The sequence below is a fragment of the uncultured Gimesia sp. genome (genome assembly GCF_963972345.1).
In the GTDB taxonomy this organism is placed as follows: Bacteria; Planctomycetota; Planctomycetia; order Planctomycetales; family Planctomycetaceae; genus Gimesia.
The window spans coordinates 1-21,106 of the sequence record NZ_CAXAVM010000124.1 but is presented as its reverse complement, the minus strand read 5'-3'; the positions used below and the strand labels follow the sequence as shown (position 1 = coordinate 21,106).

Genomic DNA, 21,106 nt, shown 5'->3' with positions numbered 1-21,106 from the left:
TGCCTCGACTGCTGGCACGACAGTCAGAGCCCCTCAAAGAACGTGAAGCAGCAAAATCATCTTCCCTGGCGGTGCTGCCGGAAGAAGAGAATTCTGACCAGTACAATAAAAACCCGGCAGGCCGTAAAACTGTAACGGATGGACTTGCTCAAACCAAACCTCAGGCCAAAGGTAGCTCGCAACGCTCTTACCAGATGCGCTATCGGATGCAGGTTCCTGCGGAGAACGAACCCGATCTCAAGCAGATGGCGCGATCCAACCTGCTTAAGAAAAAGGATTCCGCGCAGCCATTCAAATCAGCAACGGATGCGCCCCTGATGGCGTCTAAGCCTTTCGGCGACAGTCCTGCAAAGCCCCGCAAGGTGATGCAACAGTCCGCCGGGACATTGATCTCAAAGGCACCCGTTAAAGTCCTGTTTGTCTTTAAAAATCCGGAAACTCCCGCGCTCCCCACCGCTCCCCAGTAACGGGCAGCGGTGCAGCAGCGGAGAACTTCGTTACTGAACGGGTTTATTTCGCAGGACCAACGCGTCCTTTGGTTTTTGTGGGAATCCGAACCAGGTAGGTGTCTGCGGTCAGATACAGAACCGTGCCATCGTTCCCCCAGGCACAGTTGGCTGTCCGTTCGCCCGTGCTGATGCGTCCCAGCAGTTTGCCTTCAGGAGTAAAGATGTAACAGCCTCCCGGTCCGGTGGCAAACAGGTTTCCATTAACGTCTGTTTTGAGCCCATCAGGCAGCCCTGGCAGTTTGCCGACCTTGTCTGTGACATCATAAAAAACTTTGCTGGCTCCCAGTGTGCCATCCTGGTTGACGGGGAACGCTTTCCAGAGTGCCGCCTCGGGATCAGACTGGGCAACGTACAATGTTTTTTCATCAGGTGAAAACGCAATCCCGTTCGGACGTGTCATTTCTTTGGTCAGCAAAGTCAGTGTGCCATCCTTCGCCAGACGATAGACGCCACAAAAATCCAGTTCGCGGCGCGGGTCGTCGTAGCGGTTGGGCAGCCCGTAAGGAGGATCAGTGAAGTACAGATCCCCGTTGGATTTGAAGACCCCATCGTTGGGACTGTTCAACCGTTTGCCCATGTAGTTGTCGACCAGCGTTCGTTTGCCGCCTTTTTTGGTCAGAACAGAGACGCGGCGATCGCCGTGCTCACAGGAAACCAGACGTCCTTCGGGATCGAGAAACAGACCGTTAGAGCCCGGTTCATTTCCATAGGGAGTCACGCCGGTATAACCTGACGGCTTCATGAACAGCGACGCCCCTGCCCCTTCTTTCCATTTCATGACGGAATTGCGGGGAATATCAGAAAACAACAGAAATCCATCTGCAGCATCTCCTATCCAGACCGGGCCTTCCGACCAGTCGAAGCCGGACGAGAGAACCTCAATCCGGGCATCCTTGTCTATCAAAGCGTCCAGGCCGGGATCGACGCGGACGACTTCTCCGATTGTGGGATAATTAGTGGAATCCTGAGCAGACAGCTCTGTCTGAGAAAGGCTCAAAACGCAGGTTGCTAGAATCATGCAGGTGAATCTAATGGTTTTCATGCTTTTTCCCTGTTTTTTCGGATAGATCAGTGTGACTTGATACGGGAACTGAAGAGGGTTCAATTCTACAGATTCTTCGCAGGAGATGCACGTATAGAGGAAATATTCCTGATTCCGGGGCTTGGAATACTTGCATCCCGAAAACAGCTTCGATAACGTAGCACATGCTCCCGTTGCCGCGAATTCGAGGCTTTTCAGGGGCACGGCAATTGGTTAAAATCAGGTTCAACCTGGTCAAATCATCGTTATGGTGGGTATAGCTCAGTTGGTTAGAGCGCCGGATTGTGATTCCGGAGGTCGCGGGTTCAAATCCCGTTACTCACCCTTTTCTTCTCTCCCGGCCCGGGTCTTACACATCTGGTAACCGCCGGTTCCAGAGAGTTCTTACTGAAACGCCCGTTTCCGATTACCCATGCGTTCACTAACAGGCCGCTGTTATTGTGCTGTCCGGGTTCCCTGAGCGAATAAAACTTATCTTGCCCCTGTTTTTCGAAATGAACTATACTGGCGCTTCGATTGAAGTGATCACCATTCAAAATTGCTCGCAGCTGATCTACCGGAAGGACCACTGCAAAATTCTCTGCATTTTGAAAGCGCATTGCCACGGACGGAGAGTTGCTCACATGCATCAGGCCAGTAAAATCATCTGCCGCAACCTGGAACGATCCATTGCTGCCAAAAAACAACTGCTGGAAAACACCAAAGTGCAGCAGGAATTCGCGAAAGCCGTGGATCTCATTCTTCAGAGCTATCAGCAGGGCGGACGACTCTATCTTGCAGGTAACGGAGGCTCGGCTGCGGATGCACAACATCTGGCAGCAGAATTTGTGTGCCGCCTGGGCAAGGACCGGGCATCACTGCCGGCGGAAGCATTAACGACCGACAGTTCGATCATCACGGCCATCGGAAATGATTATGGTTACGATGTCGTATTCTCCCGACAACTGGAAGGCAAGCTGACCGCCAACGATGTCTTCCTGGGAATCACCACCTCCGGCAATTCACCCAACATCGTAAAAGCGGTAGAGGCCTGCCGGGAAAAAAATGTTCCCAGCATTATCTTTACCGGAAACGACGGGGGAGAGGTCCGCCGGTTATGTGATGTGTGCGTGATTGCTCCCGGTCAACTAACCAGCCAGATTCAGGAAGTGCATCTCGTGCTCGAGCATACGCTCTGCGAATGCGTTGAAGCTGCCCTGTTCAACTTTGACCTGGACTGGGGCACATCCGACCGGGATCAGAACGATCGACCGAGACTGGCAGCCTGATTGAGTCATGCAGGTCACTTCGTCGCGTAAAAAGTCACTGTTTCTCGATCGTGATGGGGTGATCAACGTCGAAAAAGAGTATCTGCACCGGATCCAGGATTTCGAATTCATCGACGGCATCTTCGAATTGTGTCAGGCAGCTCAAGACGCAGGTTATGCACTTTTTATCGTTACCAATCAGTCAGGCATCGTCCGCGGGTACTACACAGAACGGCAATTCCAGAAACTGATGACCTGGGTACTGTCAGAGTTTTCCCGACATAATGTGACCATTGCCGATTATTTCTACTGTCCTCATCATCCCACCAAAGGAACAGGACATTATCGTATCGACTGTCAATGTCGCAAACCAAAGCCGCAAATGCTGCTGGATGCTGCACAGAAATATGATCTGGACCTGTCACAGTCCATCATGGTGGGAGATAAACGGACCGATATCCAGGCAGGACAGGCCGCCCATGTCGGCACCAGCGCGCTGGTAGGAACCGGGCATGCTGTCAGTCTTGAAGATCAGCTGACAGCAGACGTATATGCGGATACGTTAACCGAGTTGACATCACTCTTATTTCCAGCAACGCCTGTCAGCCTCTGAAGGAATCCGCCGGACCATGTCGAACCAGATACACGTGATCGGAGTCATCGGGGCCAGAAGCCCGGTCGGACAGTGCCTGTTCTCAAATGATGTCCTGCAGCCTTCCGACTGCGATCTGCGGTTTGTCGCATTCACCAGGGCTGAACTTCCCGGGGAACAGAGTGATGGCACACCGGTTGAGTGGCGACGTTTAGTCGATTCTCCCCAGGAGCCAGATCCAGCGGAGACGATTACAGACTGGATCTGTCTGGCGCCCATCTGGGTCCTCCCCGCACAGTTCCCACTGCTTTCGAAATATGGTGCACGGCGGATCGTCGCTTTAAGCTCGACCAGCCGCTTCACTAAAACGGAATCAATCGATGTCGGCGAGCAACACACGGCACAACAGCTGGCAGAGGGAGAGGCAGAACTGCAACGCTGGGCGGAAGCCCGGCAGATTTCCTGGGTCATTCTGCGACCGACGCTGATTTATGGCTACGGGCGCGATAAAAACATTGCTTCCGTTGCCCGGTTCATCCGGCGCTGGAAATGCTTTCCCCTGCTGGGCAACGCGCAAGGGAAACGACAGCCCATCCATGCAGCCGACGTCGCCACCGCGAGCCTGCAGGCACTGCGAACCGGGACGGTGGTCAATCAGGCCTATAATATTTCCGGCGGGGAAACATTAACGTATCGTGAAATGGTCGAGCGTGTATTCAATGCGCTGAAGCTGAAACCTCGTTTCGTGCGAATTCCGCTGATTCTGTTTCGTGTGGCGGTCGCGCTGTTTCGTTTTCTGCCCCGCTTCCGACATCTGACTGCGGGCATGGCCGCACGCATGAATGCCGACCTGGTCTTTGATCATATCAAAGCGGAACAGGACTTCGGATTTCAACCACGACCGTTTCAACCGCGAAGCGAAGATGTTGCAGGCCCGTAGCAAAACAGATCGGGGGAGACTCGCTCAAATCTCGAGCGGAATCCCTTCCTGAAATTCGACATTTTTGGTATGTTTCTGCTGCCGAAGTTCAATATTCCCCGGCTTTCCGGCACCACAACCGACGGCAAGCAATACGAGCGGTGTCCAGGCAGCGGCCACGGTCAGCAGGCCCCAGGCCGGCCAGTAGCATGCGACGACCGACAGCGGAAATAACCAGCCGACATTGATGCACAACGTTCCAACGCTGACCTTGCGATGAGCGCGATGCCGGGCTCGGCTGCCGTGTTGTGATGCTTCCAGAAATCGCGAGAGTCTCTGATAGGCGTGACACTGATGTGCCTGGTACCAGCAGTCGCGACGGATCATTCGCCTGAGCAAAGTGAATGTGGCATCAACCCAGAAAACAGCGGGGAGAATTAACCAGACCCAGAGATTCAATAAACCGGAATTGAGAGTACTCACAGCGAGTATCCCCACGGTAAATCCCAGATAAGTACTGCCGGCATCGCCCATGAATATTTTCGCAGGAGGCCAGTTGAATGTCATAAAACCCAGCAGGGAAACCGTCAGCAGGACCATCAGTGTCTGCTCGGTTGTTTCAAAGGCAGCGGTCTTCAGAAAAATCAGAAGCGACGCAGCGATCAGCAGACAGGCTGCCTCTCCTCCGGCTAGTCCATCGATGCCGTCCATGAAATTAAACAGGTTCAACCACCAGATCAGGGCGACTGTAGCGATACCCCAGGTAATCAGGCTGGCATCCAGTTTCCAGCCCCAGAATTCCAGAGCCGGCAAGGGAGTCAGAGCATATACGGAAGCTGCGATGATCGCGGCCTGGGCACTCAGTCGATATCTGACAGGCACATTACAGAGATCATCCCAGAATCCCAGGGCGGCGATCAGTGTTCCCCCTGTCAAAATCACGGGAATCACCGTGCCTGAAATGGAACCGGAAAAATATAACATCGAAAATGCGATCAGGCTCGACACCACAAAAGCGACACCTCCGCCACGGGGAGTGGGCATGACATGCGAACAGCGACTGGTGGGTGACTTGACCAGCCCCAGCAGCGGTGCCAGTCTGAGAATGACACAGGTACAAATTATTGATACCAGAAACAGACCGACAGCGATCAGGCCCGGTATCAGCAAGTTGCTGAACATCATTTGTCAACAAACCCTTGTAGAATACGACCTGGATAGGATGCACGTATAACCATATGCCACTGCAGAACGCCGAAGTGTTATTGAACGAGAATTATTTGAGTCCATTTCCCTTTGCATTCCTGTCCTTCTTCCAGAGAAGTTTGGTTTGCAAATGTATGGTGACTCAACCGCGGCGGAGTATACCGGGATCATAAAAATGGGTCAATCCGTTATAATACCCCTGTTTTTAAGGGTTAAATTGAAACAAGCATGCTGCAGCGAATCGTATTTTCACCAACAAGCCCCACCAGGGAGTGAACAAAAAGCACTGCCATCCTGTCCTGCTGGCCCCTTTATTTGAACAGAGACATTCTGTTCGCGCCGCAGGAACATTGATTTTGCCTCTCGTGAGAATTATCGTCGAACTGTGATGAAATTTCTGTCGCGACCACTCGTCTGGATTCTGGCCAGCCTGGGGCTTCTGGGGACGATCCTCCAGAGCCTGCAGGTTCAGGTAGAACATACGCACTCTTCCGGGCATGTCGACCATCAGCATTCACACGGTCACAGCCATAGCCACTCACACGGCCACAGTCATTCGCATACACATGGACACGGTCATTCCCACAGCCACCATGGGCATTCCCATTCCCATCCGTCGAGCGGTTCAGAAATTCCTCAGACGCACATCCACGTCTCACTGCTCTGGTGGGAATTCACACTGAATGTGGACTCGAAGTCGAAACAACCTGCGACGGTCGCTTCCAATGAACAACAGCCTGACGATCAAAATGCGTCAACGCAAATCCATGTGCGCAGGCAGGACCGCCTGACCGGACCTGTTTTTACCTCGGTCTCCTGGGGACAGATCCTGGCGGAACTGTATTCCGGATGGAACTCAGTCCTGCCCCCTGACAAAAACCAGATCCCTGCACAGCAGGATCTGTTCGCTATGATGTTGTCAACTGCCTGCTGTTATCAATGCCTGGCGGAGCCCCCGCCGGTTCCCCCGCCTGAATTTCCGCTTTCGGTTTCATTCACGTAAGACCCGCTGCAATGTCCGTGTGTGACATTCCGCGAAAGGTGCGTGCATATTTTGCAGCGCCGATTTCACTCGAATGATTTTCAGAGACTGCTCTCTGTCTGCGCTGATGTTGTGGACTGAGCGCGTCTCTTTTTTGAAAGCTGGAATCTATTCCATGAAAACCAAACGTTACTTTCACAGGGGGTTCACTCTGATTGAACTCCTGGTGGTGATTGCCATCATCGCCATTCTGATTGCTTTACTGTTGCCTGCAGTCCAGCAGGCACGGGAAGCAGCCAGACGACTTTCGTGTAAAAATAACCTGAAACAGCTGGGCCTGGGGTTACACAATTACCAGGAAACCCATGGCTGTTATCCCTCCGGTTATGTGTATAAGCCGGGAACCGAGGGCAACAATTCCGGCTTTGGCTGGGTGACCATGATTCTGCCGATGATCGATCAGGCCAATCTGTACAACCAGTTTGACCTGGAAGAACCGATCTTCAGCCCCGTGAACCTGGTTCCCCGCGAACGCCAGATTCCCGGCCTGCTTTGCCCGTCCGATTCCGTTTCGGAAAACGGTTTTATCGAAATGGGCAGTTCAGCCGAGCGGTATGCCATGGGCTGCTATGTCGCCAGCTTCGGTCCTCCCGATCTGGATGCCACGCAGGAAAAACGCGCGGGCATGTTCAGCCGCAACAGTTCGACGCGCCCCCGCGATGTCGTAGACGGTCTCTCCAATACCCTGTGTGTGGGAGAACGTCAGAACGGCGTATTCAGAAATGGAGCCGCACATGGAAACCATTTTGAATACGAAACCACCTGGGCCGGTGCCGTCCGTGAAATTACCGATGCCACCGATGACCACGGGCATATGATCCTGTTTCAGACAGGTCATGTCCCCAACAACCCGGCCAGTGATGACCGCGATGTCTCGGCACCGCACGTGGGGTTTGCGCAGTTTCTGCTGGGCGACGGATCGGTCAGACTGATCGGTTCCAGCATTGATTTCGGACTTTACTCCGCGCTGGGTACGATTGCCGGCGGTGAAGTGATCGGCGAGTATTAATTCTCACCCTGATAACAGGAGAAACGTCACAGGCTCACATCAAAGCGGTGTGAGCCTGTTTTTTAACAGCATCTACTAAAAAGGGGTCAGGTACCTTAATATTAAGGTACCTGACCCCTTTTTAGTTTCCAACCTCAGGAACGGATGAATGGCTTCTTGGGATTAAGGAATTCAGTCATAAATTCGGAGATACTTTCTCGCTAATCACCTTTCCTGATGCTTATCATATATGAACAAGTCGATGAAGGTGACTAACAAGTTAACTGGGAGAGAGCGTCCATGTTTAAAAATCCCAATAGAGCGCCATCCAATCCCCCTACGTCTGACGCCAATGCTGTGCGTAAGATCACAAAGCGAGGTGGTATCTCAGTTTGTATTATTGTTCTGTTAGTTACTGCAATCCTATTGTTCTCCTACCGCGATTCCGTATCACACGATCAGAAGCGCATTCAACTGCTTGGCGGCACAACGCGTACTGGACTCCCGCCGATCTACGCCAAACTCGCTTACACTTCGCACTCACCCAAGATTGTTCGCTCCGCTTTCACATCTAAGTTGGGCCAATGGATCTTTGGACGATTCCAGGTCATTTACACAGTTGATCTTCGTGGCGTACGTGTGAATGCTGACGTTAAGGCGGCGCTGAAGATTGCGAAAGATTTTGAACACGTCAATGAATTGATACTCTATCAATCCGCCGTTACGGACGATGACCTCGCAATACTCAAGACAGGATTTCCAAAACTTGAGCGCATCAAACTCAATGAGACGGCGATTACGGACGCTGGTATAGTTCACTTACGCGATCTTCCCGAACTACGACTAATCAATGCTCAACGCACAGCAATCACAGATGCTGCCGTACCGGACCTTGCGGCGATATCGCGACTTAAAGAACTAAACATTGCAGAAACGCAAATTACATCAGTTAAACTAATTCGCAGCACCCACCCAATATGTCACATCAACGGCAAATTGGTCACACTATCGCGGTCCAGCGATGTTCATCGTGCGTCCGGCCAGCGAAGCCCACTAGCAAATCGCTAAACCAGGGATGAAAAGGTTTCAGCGACTATGTAGAATACTGTCCTGTTTATTTCTCTGCGGTTTTTTCAAACACCAGAATATGCTGGCGGGGCAGAATGCCGATGGTTTCTTTCCACTTGAGATTCAGCTCGGGCCGGGCGACCTCTTTTTTGGCCTGGGCTTCTGACATCTTGTGGACGAGCTTGATGGGAACGGCCGGATCTTCTTTGCGGTATTCGACGAGCACCACGCGCCCCTGGGGTTTGAGGGCTTTGGAAATTTCCCGCATCATTTCATAGGGAAATTCAAACTCGTGATAGACGTCGACCATGATCGCCAGGTCGATCGACTCGGGTTTGAGGCCCGGCGATTTCTGTGTCCCCAGCACGGGATGAATGTTCTCGACCCCCTGCTTCTTCATCTTCTGATCCAGCAGATCCAGCATCTCCTGCTGCACGTCGACGGCATAGACTTTACCATCGGGACTGACATGCTCGGCGAGGATCACAGAGATCACCCCGCTGCCGGCACCAATGTCAGCAACCGCCATACCGGGTTTCAGCTTGAGTGCTTTGGGAAGCAGCGAAAGCCGTTCTTCCTGCTCGCGGGTCCTGCGCTCCAGCCAGGGCGCACCCTGGTAACCCATCACGCGGGCGATTTCCCGCCCCAGGTAAAACTTGCCGATCCCGTTGGGATCGTGATCCTGCAGGCTGTAGGAATACCGGTCTTTCCCTTCTTCTGGTTCCGACTTCACTGTCGCCGGCTCGTCTGCCTGCAGAGAAGAGACCAGCAGTAACGCCGCCCATGAAAAGCAGAGTGTTCTGATGAAGCAGTTTTCAGATACAGGTTTCTTCAACGTGTTTCTCATCAGATCTCCTCAGGCGGTGAATGGTTTCAGGAGACGAGTTCTCCTGTTTCCGGATTCCGCTGGTGACGCTGCATGATCTCAGCCCACTCAGATTGAGGGAGCTCGACCGCTTCGTCAACCAGCATGACAGGAATTCCGTCTTTAATCGTGTACTTGAGTCGTGTTTCAGGATCGACAGAAATCAGAAACTCACCTTCGCAGATGAGTTTCGCCTTGGTTTTCGGGCAGGCAATGATATCCTGCAGATGCTGTGGATCAAATAACATTGGTTTTTACTCTCGAACGACTTTCACTTCATTGTAGCAATTGAGACAGCAAATCGACAGTTTTCTCTTCAAGCTGACGTTCCTGAAACACGAGACCCGTTCAGTCCGGCTGAATCTGATGACTAGAAGCCACGCAGTTCCTGGATGTCTTTGAAGGTCCGCAAATCATAATCGATGCCTACATAATCCAGCACGGAGCACAATGCCCGCACAGCGACGCCGATTCCATCGGGACCACTGAAACCGCCAAACTGTCCGCCCCCCTTCAAGTGAGGTTCGACTTCCAGGAAGACACCGGGCACGCCGAGCTTCTTCATTTTCTTTTCCATTTTGGGAAGCATCTCACGCAGTTCACGCAGGATGAATTCATGACCGGCGTCTCCCACGTTGGAGGGAACGAAATTCTTGAGGCGTTCTTCATCGACGACTCCCGTCCATTCCAGGTCTTTATCGACGGCGTAATCTTTGATGTGCAGCCAGCCCATCGATTTCTGCATGTCGTGGAATTCGCTCAGGCACTGCATGGCGTCTTTATTCTGGGCCGCAATGTTACCGCCATCATAAATGGTGACCATGTTCGGACGATTGACTTTGCGGGCCAGTTCGGCCAGCAGTGGTCCGGTTTCCCCAATCAGGTTGGGTTCGATTTCGAGTCCGTACACGAGCCCCTCTTTGGCACACAGGTCGACGATCTGACCAATCTGGTCCACGGCCTGGTTCATGTAAGGCTTGGCATCTTCCCCTTTGGGGGGATAGAAAGAGAAACCGCGGATCAGTTTCGTGCCCAGGGTCGTCGCGGCATTGATGGTGTTGGCGACCTCTTTTTTCAGATAGTCTTTGAACGGAACAAAAACATTGTGCGAGCCATCGTCTTTATCGTCGAGTTTGATTTTTCCCACGCGGGCACCGATGCTGGTCACGTTGATGCCGTATTCATCGTGCAGTTTGAGCAACGACTTATATTCGGCTTTATTCAGATCGACCACATGCTTGATATTGCCATCACCGTTCACATCAATAAACCGGGGGCTGTAATAACGCAGTCCTAATGCCGAAAGTGCCACCATCTGCTCGACGGCTGTTTTATGGTTTGCTGCTTCATCTGCAAAAGCACTTAAAATTACACGTGGGTTATCTGACATGACGGATGTTTGCCTTTTAAATCTAAATCGAAAGCGAATGAGAAGATGCCATTCCATGAACACTGCGTGCCATGGACTATGCGGGTGCCATTTTTGACAGGTTCGGGTCAAGTTTCAAGAGCTACGCGAAGTTCGGGGTCCCTTTTTCAAGGTCATTTCACAAAACATTCCTCAAATACAGCCGGAAAGCGATTACACAATCAAACGGTCAGGTCGCATGCGAGAGGCATTTCTGAGATGCATCGTCATCGCGGCGGCAGCGGTCTCGGCATCGTGCTGTTTCAGCGCATCCAGCAGGACCAGATGATCATACAGTCCCCGCGTCATAATCTCCGGCGTCTCGCCTGCTGCGGAATAGGAAACCCGCTTGTAGCTCCAGCATTTGTGAATCGCTTCTGAAATGGGAAGATTTCCACAGTGATCGGCGATGGTGAGATGCAGGGCGTAATCGAAGGAACGCGAAGCCGCCCCCCATTTCTGCAGGTGTTCAGCTGACTGATCGCCGTCTTCATACTGCTGCTGACAGGCTTTGACTTCCGCCGCCATTTCCTGCAAACGGGTGATTTCTGCTTCGCTGATCTGCTGTGCGGCCATGCCTGCGGCACTCGGTTCCAGCAGCAGACGCAGTTCGTGGATCTCCACCAGCCAGTTTTCGGCCCCTTCCCGCACGACCGCACGGTGATTTTTCTGCTGGATCACAATTCCATCCGCCTGTAAACGGGCCAGCGCCTGCACAACCGGTGTACGGCTGACGCCAATTTCCCGGGCCAGTTGCGTACTTTTCAGCTCCGATCCGCCGGGCAGCTCACAGCGAATAATCCGCAGCAGCAGCTTCTGATAGACCTCATCCACCAGCGAAAGACCCTCGTCTTCCTGCAGCAGTTCCTGCTCGTCGGGCTCTGTTAATATTGAGATCTCTTTTTTCACATGAATCTCGATTCAAAGACTTGACAATTCCGCTCCTGACCCATAAAGTGAATTCACTTTCAGGTTATTGGAACGCTTCTATTATCGACTTACAGCTAATTATAGCACTAACACTGAAATCTACACCCATAAAATCAAACATTTTTGAATTCACTTAGGGATACTACTATGAGTTCTGCGGGAAACGAAAAAACCCTGAAGGCCGGCCTGGTCGGGTTCGGCATGATTGTCGACGAAACCTATCGCCCTTTCTTTGAAACAGTCCACGAGACGGCACTTTACCAGCGCGCCACGGGCCCGGTTGAAGTTTCCCTGGATGCGGTTGCGACCCGCACCGGATCACGGGCTGAAAAATATCTGGCAGAACGTGGCGACAAAGTGGGTGGATTCCAGAGCTTCGCTGGCGAAAACGCCATTGATGAGATGACCGCCACAGGCCTGAACTTTGCCTGCGTCGCTTCTCCCGACGACCGTCACTTCGATTCCTGTAAAAAACTGCTGGAAGCAGGCACGCACCTGATCGTGGAAAAACCGTCTGTCCTGAAACTGCAGGAACTGGACGAACTGGTGGCACTGGCTGAGAAGAACAACGTGACCGCCAAAGTCGTGTACCACAAGCTGTTCGACCCCGATCACAAAAAGATGCGGACACTGGTCTACGACAACATCCTGAAGCATGTCAACAGTGGCTATTGTTCGCTGCTGGAACCCAAGGCGATTTCCGGCAAGCAGTTCGCACAGTGGATTACCGGTCGTAACCCCGGTACTTATGTGGCCGTGCATTACATCAAGCTGATCGATTACACGTTCGGCGGAAAATTGAAAACCGTCACTGCCACCGGTCAACGAGGACTGGTCGGCGATAAAGACGGCCCGACCTGGGACAGCTGCCAGCTGCGGATGATCTACGAGTACGAGTCCGGCCGTGAAGCCGCCTTCGATATTCACACATCCTGGGTCACACCCGACAACTTCCCCGGCTACGTTGAACAGGAAGTCTCTTTCCGCTTTGACAATGGCTTATGGAACGGGCATTCCCGCAAGCGTGGTGTGGAATGTACGGTTGAAGAGAAAACACCGTTTGAACTTAAGAACTCAATGAACAACCATTTCAATGCTTCCTTTGTTGAACCGTGGAACGAGCGTTCGCAGCGGGGATATGGAATTGAAGTCATTGAGCAGTTTGCGAAAGAAGTCGCGCAGATCGAATTTGGCGGTCCCGAATCGGAACGCCAGGCACGACTCGAGAAGGTTCGCTCGCTGAGCTACAACGACTTATCCGCCGACCGCCAGACCGTCGCCACCGTGCAGGCCCTGGAAGCCATTCTCGAACACCAGGCCGCTGGCGATCCTGACTGTGTCGTGCGTGTAAACGATGATAAAGGGGGACTCGTCCTGTATCGTCCCGGCTCGGATGAGGCAGAGGTCCTCTACGACGGAACTGTGTAAGTCAACATTATGCGAATCACTTCGGAACTCTTCTGACGACGATTCATTTTCAATCAAAACTGTCCACTACCTGATTTGTAAAAGAGAAAATCATGACTACAGCCATTCACTTCGACAATGAAAATCAATCCAACGCCGTCCGCGACGCTCTGTTCCAGACCGAGCCACTGGCACTCCGTACCTTTACCCCCAGCCAGGCCGTACTGGCAAAGTCAGCCGGCTGCTATCACTGGACACCCGAAGGACGTCGGCTGTACGACTTCACTTCCGGCGTTCTGGTAGCCAACCTGGGTCACAATCCCCGCAGCTGGATGAAACGCTTCTGCGAATACATGGGCTGGAAACCGGAGCACGTAACCGGCGAAGGAGAAGGCGAGTACTTCGATGCTCTCACGCTGACTGCTTATAACGCGGTGACCTCGATTGAAACCGAAGCCAGCAAGCGACTGATTGCCAGCATTCAATCCTTCAAAGGTGGCAATCGCTGCGACAAAGTCATGTGGGCCGCCTCCGGTTCCGAAGCAGTTCAGAAAGCACTCTGGGCCTGTCTGCACCGTGATCCAGAACGCGATATCATCCTGGCTACCCGCTATGGTTTCCACGGTAAAAAAGGTCTGGCCGGTGCTGTCACCGGATCTGAAACCGACGCCGACCGTGATCCGCGCGTCAAGTTCATCAGCTTTCCCCGTACCGAATGCGATGACATCAGTAAAGCCGATGATACGCTCGATGTTTCCGTCTACCAGAAAGAACTCGAAGATCTGTGGACCGAATATGGCACACGGATCAACTGCCTGATTACCGAGCCTTACCTGGGTGGCGGGGGAAGCTACCATCCTCAGGTCGCTTATCACAAAGTGCTGCAGGATTTCTGCCGTGCCCATGATATCATGCTGATCCTGGATGAAGTACAGGCCAACTTCGGTCGTACCGGCTGCATGTACGCGTTCGAAAAATATCAGATTGAACCCGATTTCGTCGTCCTGGGTAAAGGCCTGGGGAACGGTGTTCCCGTTGCAGCGGCCGTCGGTCGTAACGATGTGATTGCCAGCCTGAAATATGGTGAAGCGTCTGACACCTGGAGTGCCAACCCGCTTTCATCCGCCGCTGTGCTGGCGACACTGGATGAGTTCGAAAGCACCGACGTGATGGACAACACCCAGAAACTGTCCCAGCTGTATATCGATGGTCTCAATGCGTTGAAAGAGACAGGCGTCATCTCTAAAGTGCGTGGCGAAGGCATGGTCTTCGGCATCGAGTGTGCCGAACTGGGTGGCAAAACCAGCCAGGAAGTCGCCATTGAACTGGTGAAGACCTGCTACCTGGGTGAAGCAGACGGCGATGGCATCCACCTGCTGGGAGCCCTTGCCGGAAACGTATTACGCGTCAGCCCTCCGATGACGATGACGGAAGCCGAGGCAGAAACATCAATCGCCCTGCTGAACCGACTGTGCGTCAAACTGGCTGAACAACTGCAGGGTGCTACGGCATCCGCATAACATCAGTTGATGTTCGCATAAAAAAACAGGCCCCGGTATTTATCGGGGCCTGTTTTTATTGATGATTCAGTAACTCGAACTGCTGTTATAACTGTCGCTGATTACGCCACTGTTCCAGCTGTTCGGCAGTCAGGTTCGCAGGTGGTTTCGCGGCGTGTGTGGTACTACCGGTACTGTCAGGTTGCGCGACATTCGCGGCCTGCATCCCCTGCACCTGGGCATTGGTTCTGGCAGCCGTTGTCTTTTTCGGCTTGGCCTGAGAATAAGAGGCCTGTTTTGCACCCTGATTCAAACCGGCATCGGAAGTGACACCAGCCAGCATCAGGCGATTTTCTTTTTCGCGGCGGATTTCATCAAGCCAGTACTGTGCTTCATTGAATTCCGGTTTCAATAAGACGGCCTGCAGGAACTGAGACTCACTGGCCTGCAGTTCGCCACGATCCCTTAAGATGTAGCCGATGTTATAATGCGCTTCCGCTTCACCGACTGCACGGATCAGGTGAGGCATGGCTGCCTGGTAATCGCCGGCAGATGCCATCGCGATTCCCAGTTGGTAACGAATATTTTTGTCGGCAGGTGCTGCTTTGCTGGCTTCACCCAGCAGTGCGACTGCCTGGTCCCATTTTTGTTCGGCTGCATAGAACTGACCAATGCTGGCACGGACCTGGGGATCTTTGGGAGACATCTCGAGTGCTTTCTGGAATCCTTTTTCGGCTTCCATTTTGCGACCGGCCACCTGATCCAGGCGGGCCAGTCCCAGTACGGCTTCAACCGATTTGGGATTCTCACCCAAAGCGACTTCATACGAAGTGCGGGCCGAAGTCAGATCTCCCATTTTTTCCTGAAGCTGTCCATGAGTCACATAGAACTTATCCGGATCTTTGAGTTTGTTTTTCGCGACAGTGATCTTGTCTTTCAATGTCGTGGGAGCAGCATCTGATTTCGCGACAAACTTATCCCGCATCGAACTGCAGCCGTTACACAAAAGTAACGCACAGGCGATGCCAGCCATCCATGTCTGTTTGGTCAATAATCCGGACATTTTCATTACCTCCATGAGGTCCACTTGCAAGACGTGATGTGAGAATTCCTCAGTTGACTCTCAAAAGAACACGCCTTTGGATTCTGCCAGTTCCGATCGCAGTGCACCTGTCATCTTGCGCAGATGTCGTTGAATCGGTCATATTAGAAACGAGTGATCATGAGTGAATCAGGTTGCTTTATCAGTCTGGTCCATATCAGGTCAGATAAAGATATTCAGGAAAGGACTTTATAGTTGACAGAAGAAACGTTGCGCTGCTTCTGAAATTAATTGGGTGGATAGAACGGGTTTCTGTCCTTTAAATCGACAAATTGATTGAATAATCTCCAGTAAATCTCGCGGGTCGCTCGACCTGGGCGCTTTTCCCTGATTATAGAATTTCTCATACAGGTAATTTACGAAAACTGGGTCGTATTCAATTTCACGCTGCCGACAACAGAGTCTGGTGATCTCCGTGAACACATCTTGAGATGGCGCAGTGATTTCGATCTTATGACGAATCCTTCTAAGGAACGCTTCATCAACAAGTTCCTTCGGATCAAGGTTGGTCGAAAAGACAATTAATTGTTCGAACGGAACTGCAAATTTCTTTCCGGTGGCCAGTGTCAGATAGTCAATCCGGTCTTCGAGCGGCATAATCCACCGGTTCAACAGGTCTTTGGGACTGACAAGCTGTCTACCAAAGTCGTCAATCAGGAACACACCGCCGTTGGCTTTGATGTGCAACGGAGCCGTATAGAAATTGCTGACCTTGTTGTATCGCAGGTCCAGCATTTCCAGGTTCAGTTCCCCGCCTGTAATCACCACCGGCCGCCTGATGCGCCTCCAGCGCAGGTCGGTTTCAGGTCTGGCCCAGTCCTTCATCTCCGGAATCCGGCTCCCCTTCTGCAAGTCAGTGGGTGCCCGGTCCTGCAGCTCCAGATCGTCGGTCGTCTGATGAATGGTCGGATCGAACAGCGTGATGATGCTGTTCTCCATCTGCAAGGCGTAGGGAATATAAATCTCCCCTCCCTGCCGATTCAGAAAACGTCCCAGCCCTTTGGCAATCAGGGTTTTACCGTTTCCCGGAGGCCCATAAATAAAGATGGAGCGTCCACTGCAGACCGCGGGCCCCAGTTCATCCAGTAGCCCTTCGCGAATGATAAAATCGGAAAAAGCTGCTTCGAGCTTCTCAGGAGTGCAGTCGATGCCGACCACGGTCTGCAGGGCACACTGCCTGACATACGCGTCTAATGGCACGGGCGCCGGCCCGACATAACGGCATTGTTCGAACGCTTCCCGCGCACGGATCCGCCCCAGTTCGGTCAGATTGAATCGATACGAAGAACGACCGATCAGATTACCTGACGTGACTTCGATGCACTTGTCATCTTTCAGAAACACCAGAGCCATATCAATAATCGTGAACGGCAGATGGGCACTCCGCGAGATCTCAATGCCCAGCGCACTCCCCTGCAGATACAGCTGCTTCAACACCAGGTTGCACAGCTGGTTCAACGTCAGACCGGTTTGATCCAGCGTCTGCGGGGCAGGAATCGAATGCACCTTTTTTTCAGCAGCAACAGAAGCGTGCACTTTCTTTTCCGGTCGTTTCCATTCCCCTTCCTGCTGCGTGCCGGGAAACAAATCACTATACAGATCGGTCAGATCATGACTGGTGTCCGTCTCCCGGGAGCCCTGCCCGGAGGTCTCTTTTGATTCATCTTCACCAGGTCGATCAATCATGGTAGCCGTTTACGTTCAAGCTGACTTGTTGTGAGAAACTGAGAGAGAAACCGACAGAAAGCAACACTGCTTTAATTACTTCCATTGGCTGCAGAACCGCCCCCTGTGGTGTACTGAATCCGGGGAGCCAGAATCGAACCAACATAAGCACGGTACTTCATATCTTCTTCGCGCGCCGGTCGTCCATAGGTCGGGCTGACCCGCAACATGGCAGAAGGAATATTTCGTCCATCAGACATCTCGGTTGCTGCATACTGGACATTGGCCAGTCGTTCCTGGCTGGAAATGGAACTGTTGGCAGTCTGCACGAAAATCATGCGACGCTCTTCCGGTGCGTGTTCCATGATCCAGCGCAAATGCAGTAACCCTGCCTCTGTCAACTTGTTACCATCTTTGTCAAAGTGGTAAGCATACAGTGTATTCTGATCGGTCCAGCCGTTATGAATCTGTCGATCCATAATATCTTTCACGTAAGCCCGGTCTTCGCAGGTATACGGGTAAGGCCAGTAGTGGGCGTGATGATAACGGTTCCAGAAATGCTGTTTCGGACCAGTGGGGCGCGGGTAGGGAGGCCAGAGTTCTCCGAACTTGTATTTCTGACGGGATCCGACCGGTCGTGAAGCGCGTTCGGCCCACTTCGCTTCCTTGGAATCCTCTTCCGAACAGGTCGCGCTCGACCAGGGCCAGCCTGCTTCTGCTGTCACGCCATTCATCAGGCTAACTGCAAAAATAATAAGTAGATACGATTGCATTTTGACGGCAGTAGCCATGCCATCTCCCCCCTGTATTGATCATGCCGGAATCGCCAGACCCTGCACGAAAGTTTGAATTGCGCAAGCTGGATCAATTCTCAGCTGCGACGGTCCTTTGTCAATTTATCGGCTGAAGCGAGGTCTGGTCCTGACGAGAAAAACGATTCTGACGGGAGAATAAGAGAGATAATTTATACCACAAAACAGAGTGATCCCCGTTCCCCGCTGCGCGAGGGGGCCGCCCGGTGATTCCATCTGTCCCCGCGTTCTGAGCTGCATCGAATACCGGAAATGTGAAGGGCCCTGGCATGCCTGCTTTGAAAAGGGAGTTGATCAACCAGTGCCCCTCCAGCGGCGTTCAGGGTCACCCGATTTTCAGTCGCGTGAGCCTGTTAAAGTGGCGTCGCTGCCACTACACTTTCGAGAGTCGGGACAGATGCGCTCCTGTTCCGGGCACGTATGTCGTAGCAAGACCATTTCTATTTTTTCTCAAAACAGTTATTCTTTAGTAACTGAAAAGTAGATCCTGTAACTTATCAAATTTCCAGACTCAGTTTTCGGGCCCTGAGACCGAAACGAATCGAGATCGAAATGGATGCGGTTGAGATACCATCAAACGATTCCAGCGCCCGCTTCTCTGCACGAGATGCAGAGCAGATTGCGTCGGAACTGAATCTCACTTCACAACAGATCCAGAATGTCATTGCCTTGCTGGATGAAGGAAACACCGTTCCCTTCATTACCCGCTATCGCAAGGAACGTACCGGCAATCTGGATGAAGTGCAGATCCGCGATATCCAGAAGCGCGTGCAGTTCAAACGTCAGATCTGGGAACGGGCTTCGACCATCCTGCGATTGATCGAGGCACAGCAGCAGCTCACTCCCGAACTGAAAGCCGAGATCGAAAAAGCGGATACACTCAAACGCCTGGAAGACCTGTATCGTCCTTATCGCCCCAAGCGAACTTCACGTGCCGCGACCGCGCGGGAACATGGGTTTGAACCACTGGCCAATGCCATCTGGGCCGGCGATGCCAGCATAGAAAATCTGACAAACGCCGCACTGCAATACACCAAAGCCGAAGACGGTGCCCGCACCACCGAAGAGGTACTCAAAGGGGCCGCCGACATCCTCGTTGAAAAAATCGGCGAAGATCCCGACGTGCGTGAGATCTCACGCAAGATCGCCTGGCGATCCGGCAAACTGACGGTGAATGCCACCAAGAAAGCCGAAGAGTCCGGCCAGGAATATCGCGATTACTTTAATTACTCGGAACAGGTCATCAAAGTTCCTCATCACCGCACCATGGCATTGAACCGCGGCGAAAAGTCAGGCGCGTTACGGGTGCGCTTCGAATGGGCCGACGATTCTGCCTGCATGTCGATTGCCCGCCACCTGAATCTCAACGGTCATCGCTTCCACGAATTTCTGACCGAAGTCATCAACGATGCCCTCTCTCGACTGATCCAGCCGAGCCTCGACCGCGAGATCCGGCGGGAACTGACAGAGAAAGCAGAAAAGCATGCGGTTTCGGTGTTCGCACAGAACCTGAAAAACCTGCTGCTGCAGCCTCCCCTGCAGGGTCAACGGATTCTGGCCATCGATCCTGGTTTACGAACCGGTTGCAAACTGGCGGTCCTCGATGAACTGGGTTATTGCGTCGCGACCGATCTGGTATACGTGACCGGTTCAGCTGATAAAAAAGAGTTCGCCCGCAAAAAGCTGGCCGAGGTCATGACCGAACACCAGTGTCAGCTGGTAGCCATCGGCAATGGAACCGCGTGTCGCGAAACGGAAGAGATCATCACCGAGATGATTGAGCAGGACCTGCCCGAGGCCCGCTACCTGATCGTGAACGAAGCGGGAGCCAGCATCTACTCGGCCAGCCCGGTCGCACGCGAAGAGTTCCCGGACCTGGACGCCACGATTCGCGGCACCATCTCCATTGGCCGTCGCCTGCAGGACCCGTTGAGCGAACTGGTGAAAATCGACCCACAGCATCTCGGTGTCGGCATGTATCAGCATGATGTCAATTCCAAGCGACTGAAAGAGTCACTGGATGAAGTGATCGAATCGTGTGTGAATTATGTCGGCGTGAATCTGAATACCGCCAGCGCCTCTCTGCTGCGTCATGTTTCCGGCATGAACCAGTTAATCGCCCGCCGCATCACCGAATGGCGCGAGAAACATGGTTCGTTTCAGAATCGCAAACAGCTGCTGGATGTCGCGGGAGTCGGTGAAGCGACATTTACCCAGGCAGCAGGTTTCCTGAAAATTGACAAGGGAGATGAACCACTGGACTCGACGTGGATTCATCCCGAAAGTTACGAACAAGCCTATAAAGTGTTCGAACAACTGGAACTCCCCCCCGACAGCCTGAAGTCATCGGCCCAGGATCGTGCCTCGATCATTGAAAAAGTAGGACAGATCGACAAAGGAGGCCTGAGTAAGAATCTGAAAATTGGTCTGCCGACACTGGAAGATATCCTGGAAGCGATCGTCCGTCCCCGACGCGATCCCCGCGCGGATCTCCCCGGACCGATTTTCAAACAGGGTGTCCTCAAGCTGGAACAACTGACCGAAGGCATGGAACTGCAGGGCACGGTGCTCAACGTGGTCGACTTCGGCGCCTTTGTGGATGTCGGTTTGAAAGACAGTGCCCTGATTCACGTCAGCGAAATGGCAAACCACTTCATCGAGAATCCTTACCAGTTTGTCTCGGTCGGTGATGTGATTACGGCGTGGGTTCTGGGCGTGGACCTGGAACGCCGGCGCGTCTCACTGACGTTGATCAGACCGGGCACGGATCGCCAGCCCAAAAAAGCACAACGCCCCACCAAACCT

At 52.8% G+C, this 21,106-nt stretch carries 19 protein-coding genes and 1 tRNA gene; 11 read left to right on the top strand and 9 right to left on the bottom strand.

The window, feature by feature from the left end; all coding sequences use genetic code 11:
* A partial coding sequence (locus AACZ40_RS19015) for a hypothetical protein (protein WP_339675444.1) occupies positions 1-467 on the top strand: 467 nt, incomplete at its 5' end.
* Between the two features lie 43 nt (positions 468-510).
* Here AACZ40_RS19015 and AACZ40_RS19010 read toward each other — a convergent pair.
* Complete coding sequence (locus tag AACZ40_RS19010; protein ID WP_291175663.1) at positions 511-1,551, bottom strand: SMP-30/gluconolactonase/LRE family protein; 1,041 nt, start codon at positions 1,549-1,551, stop codon at positions 511-513.
* Positions 1,552-1,801: 250 nt separating this feature from the next.
* Between AACZ40_RS19010 and AACZ40_RS19005 the strand changes: the two genes are divergently transcribed.
* The 4 genes from AACZ40_RS19005 (at position 1,802) to AACZ40_RS18990 (ending at position 4,330) form a co-directional block, all read left to right on the top strand.
* A tRNA-His gene (locus AACZ40_RS19005) sits at positions 1,802-1,875 on the top strand.
* A 299-nt stretch (positions 1,876-2,174) separates the two neighbouring features.
* A complete protein-coding gene (locus tag AACZ40_RS19000; RefSeq protein ID WP_291175666.1) occupies positions 2,175-2,819 on the top strand; it encodes an SIS domain-containing protein in 645 nt (214 codons plus the stop codon).
* Between the two features lie 7 nt (positions 2,820-2,826).
* A complete protein-coding gene (gene gmhB / locus AACZ40_RS18995; protein ID WP_291175669.1) occupies positions 2,827-3,411 on the top strand; it encodes a D-glycero-beta-D-manno-heptose 1,7-bisphosphate 7-phosphatase in 585 nt (194 codons plus the stop codon).
* Between the two features lie 16 nt (positions 3,412-3,427).
* Positions 3,428-4,330: an NAD-dependent epimerase/dehydratase family protein gene (locus AACZ40_RS18990; RefSeq protein WP_291175671.1), complete on the top strand. Its 903-nt coding sequence runs from the start codon at positions 3,428-3,430 to the stop codon at positions 4,328-4,330.
* 24 nt (positions 4,331-4,354) lie between these two features.
* Here AACZ40_RS18990 and AACZ40_RS18985 read toward each other — a convergent pair whose 3' ends face one another.
* Positions 4,355-5,494, bottom strand: coding sequence for a glycosyltransferase family 4 protein (locus tag AACZ40_RS18985; protein ID WP_291175674.1), 1,140 nt, complete (start codon positions 5,492-5,494; stop codon positions 4,355-4,357).
* Between the two features lie 409 nt (positions 5,495-5,903).
* Between AACZ40_RS18985 and AACZ40_RS18980 the strand changes: the two genes are divergently transcribed.
* The 3 genes from AACZ40_RS18980 (at position 5,904) to AACZ40_RS18970 (ending at position 8,613) form a co-directional block, all read left to right on the top strand.
* The gene (locus tag AACZ40_RS18980; RefSeq protein ID WP_291175677.1) at positions 5,904-6,518 is read left to right on the top strand and encodes a hypothetical protein; all 615 of its coding nucleotides are present in this window, start codon (positions 5,904-5,906) and stop codon (positions 6,516-6,518) included.
* Positions 6,519-6,672: 154 nt separating this feature from the next.
* Positions 6,673-7,566, top strand: a complete 894-nt coding sequence (locus AACZ40_RS18975; RefSeq protein WP_291175680.1) for a DUF1559 domain-containing protein — start codon at positions 6,673-6,675, stop codon at positions 7,564-7,566.
* 279 nt (positions 7,567-7,845) lie between these two features.
* Positions 7,846-8,613, top strand: a complete 768-nt coding sequence (locus AACZ40_RS18970; protein WP_291175685.1) for a hypothetical protein — start codon at positions 7,846-7,848, stop codon at positions 8,611-8,613.
* Between the two features lie 46 nt (positions 8,614-8,659).
* Here the strand turns inward: AACZ40_RS18970 and AACZ40_RS18965 are convergent, their stop codons facing one another.
* From AACZ40_RS18965 to AACZ40_RS18950, 4 genes are all read right to left on the bottom strand, one after another.
* Positions 8,660-9,460, bottom strand: a complete 801-nt coding sequence (locus tag AACZ40_RS18965; RefSeq protein ID WP_291175687.1) for a methyltransferase domain-containing protein — start codon at positions 9,458-9,460, stop codon at positions 8,660-8,662.
* Between the two features lie 26 nt (positions 9,461-9,486).
* Positions 9,487-9,726 (bottom strand): hypothetical protein, encoded by a 240-nt coding sequence (locus AACZ40_RS18960; protein WP_291175690.1) that lies wholly within the window; start codon positions 9,724-9,726, stop codon positions 9,487-9,489.
* 122 nt (positions 9,727-9,848) lie between these two features.
* Positions 9,849-10,868 (bottom strand): TIM barrel protein, encoded by a 1,020-nt coding sequence (locus AACZ40_RS18955; RefSeq protein WP_291175693.1) that lies wholly within the window; start codon positions 10,866-10,868, stop codon positions 9,849-9,851.
* Positions 10,869-11,060: 192 nt separating this feature from the next.
* Positions 11,061-11,795, bottom strand: coding sequence for a GntR family transcriptional regulator (locus tag AACZ40_RS18950; RefSeq protein WP_291175696.1), 735 nt, complete (start codon positions 11,793-11,795; stop codon positions 11,061-11,063).
* A gap of 168 nt (positions 11,796-11,963) precedes the next feature.
* Between AACZ40_RS18950 and AACZ40_RS18945 the strand changes: the two genes are divergently transcribed.
* Entirely contained in the window at positions 11,964-13,244 is a 1,281-nt protein-coding gene (locus tag AACZ40_RS18945) for a Gfo/Idh/MocA family oxidoreductase (RefSeq protein ID WP_291175699.1), read from the top strand.
* A gap of 92 nt (positions 13,245-13,336) precedes the next feature.
* A complete protein-coding gene (locus AACZ40_RS18940; RefSeq protein ID WP_291175702.1) occupies positions 13,337-14,743 on the top strand; it encodes an aminotransferase class III-fold pyridoxal phosphate-dependent enzyme in 1,407 nt (468 codons plus the stop codon).
* A gap of 85 nt (positions 14,744-14,828) precedes the next feature.
* Here AACZ40_RS18940 and AACZ40_RS18935 read toward each other — a convergent pair whose 3' ends face one another.
* The 3 genes from AACZ40_RS18935 to AACZ40_RS18925 form a co-directional block, all read right to left on the bottom strand.
* Entirely contained in the window at positions 14,829-15,785 is a 957-nt protein-coding gene (locus AACZ40_RS18935) for a tetratricopeptide repeat protein (RefSeq protein WP_291175705.1), read from the bottom strand.
* Positions 15,786-16,013: 228 nt separating this feature from the next.
* Entirely contained in the window at positions 16,014-17,510 is a 1,497-nt protein-coding gene (locus AACZ40_RS18930; RefSeq protein WP_291175708.1) for an ATPase, read from the bottom strand.
* Between the two features lie 71 nt (positions 17,511-17,581).
* On the bottom strand, positions 17,582-18,280 hold the full coding sequence (locus AACZ40_RS18925) for a hypothetical protein (protein WP_291175711.1): 699 nt from the start codon (positions 18,278-18,280) through the stop codon (positions 17,582-17,584).
* Positions 18,281-18,853: 573 nt separating this feature from the next.
* On the opposite strand from AACZ40_RS18925, the gene AACZ40_RS18920 reads away from it, so the two are divergent.
* Positions 18,854-21,106, top strand: a 2,253-nt coding sequence (locus tag AACZ40_RS18920) for a Tex family protein (protein WP_339675433.1), incomplete at its 3' end; no start/stop codon positions are given.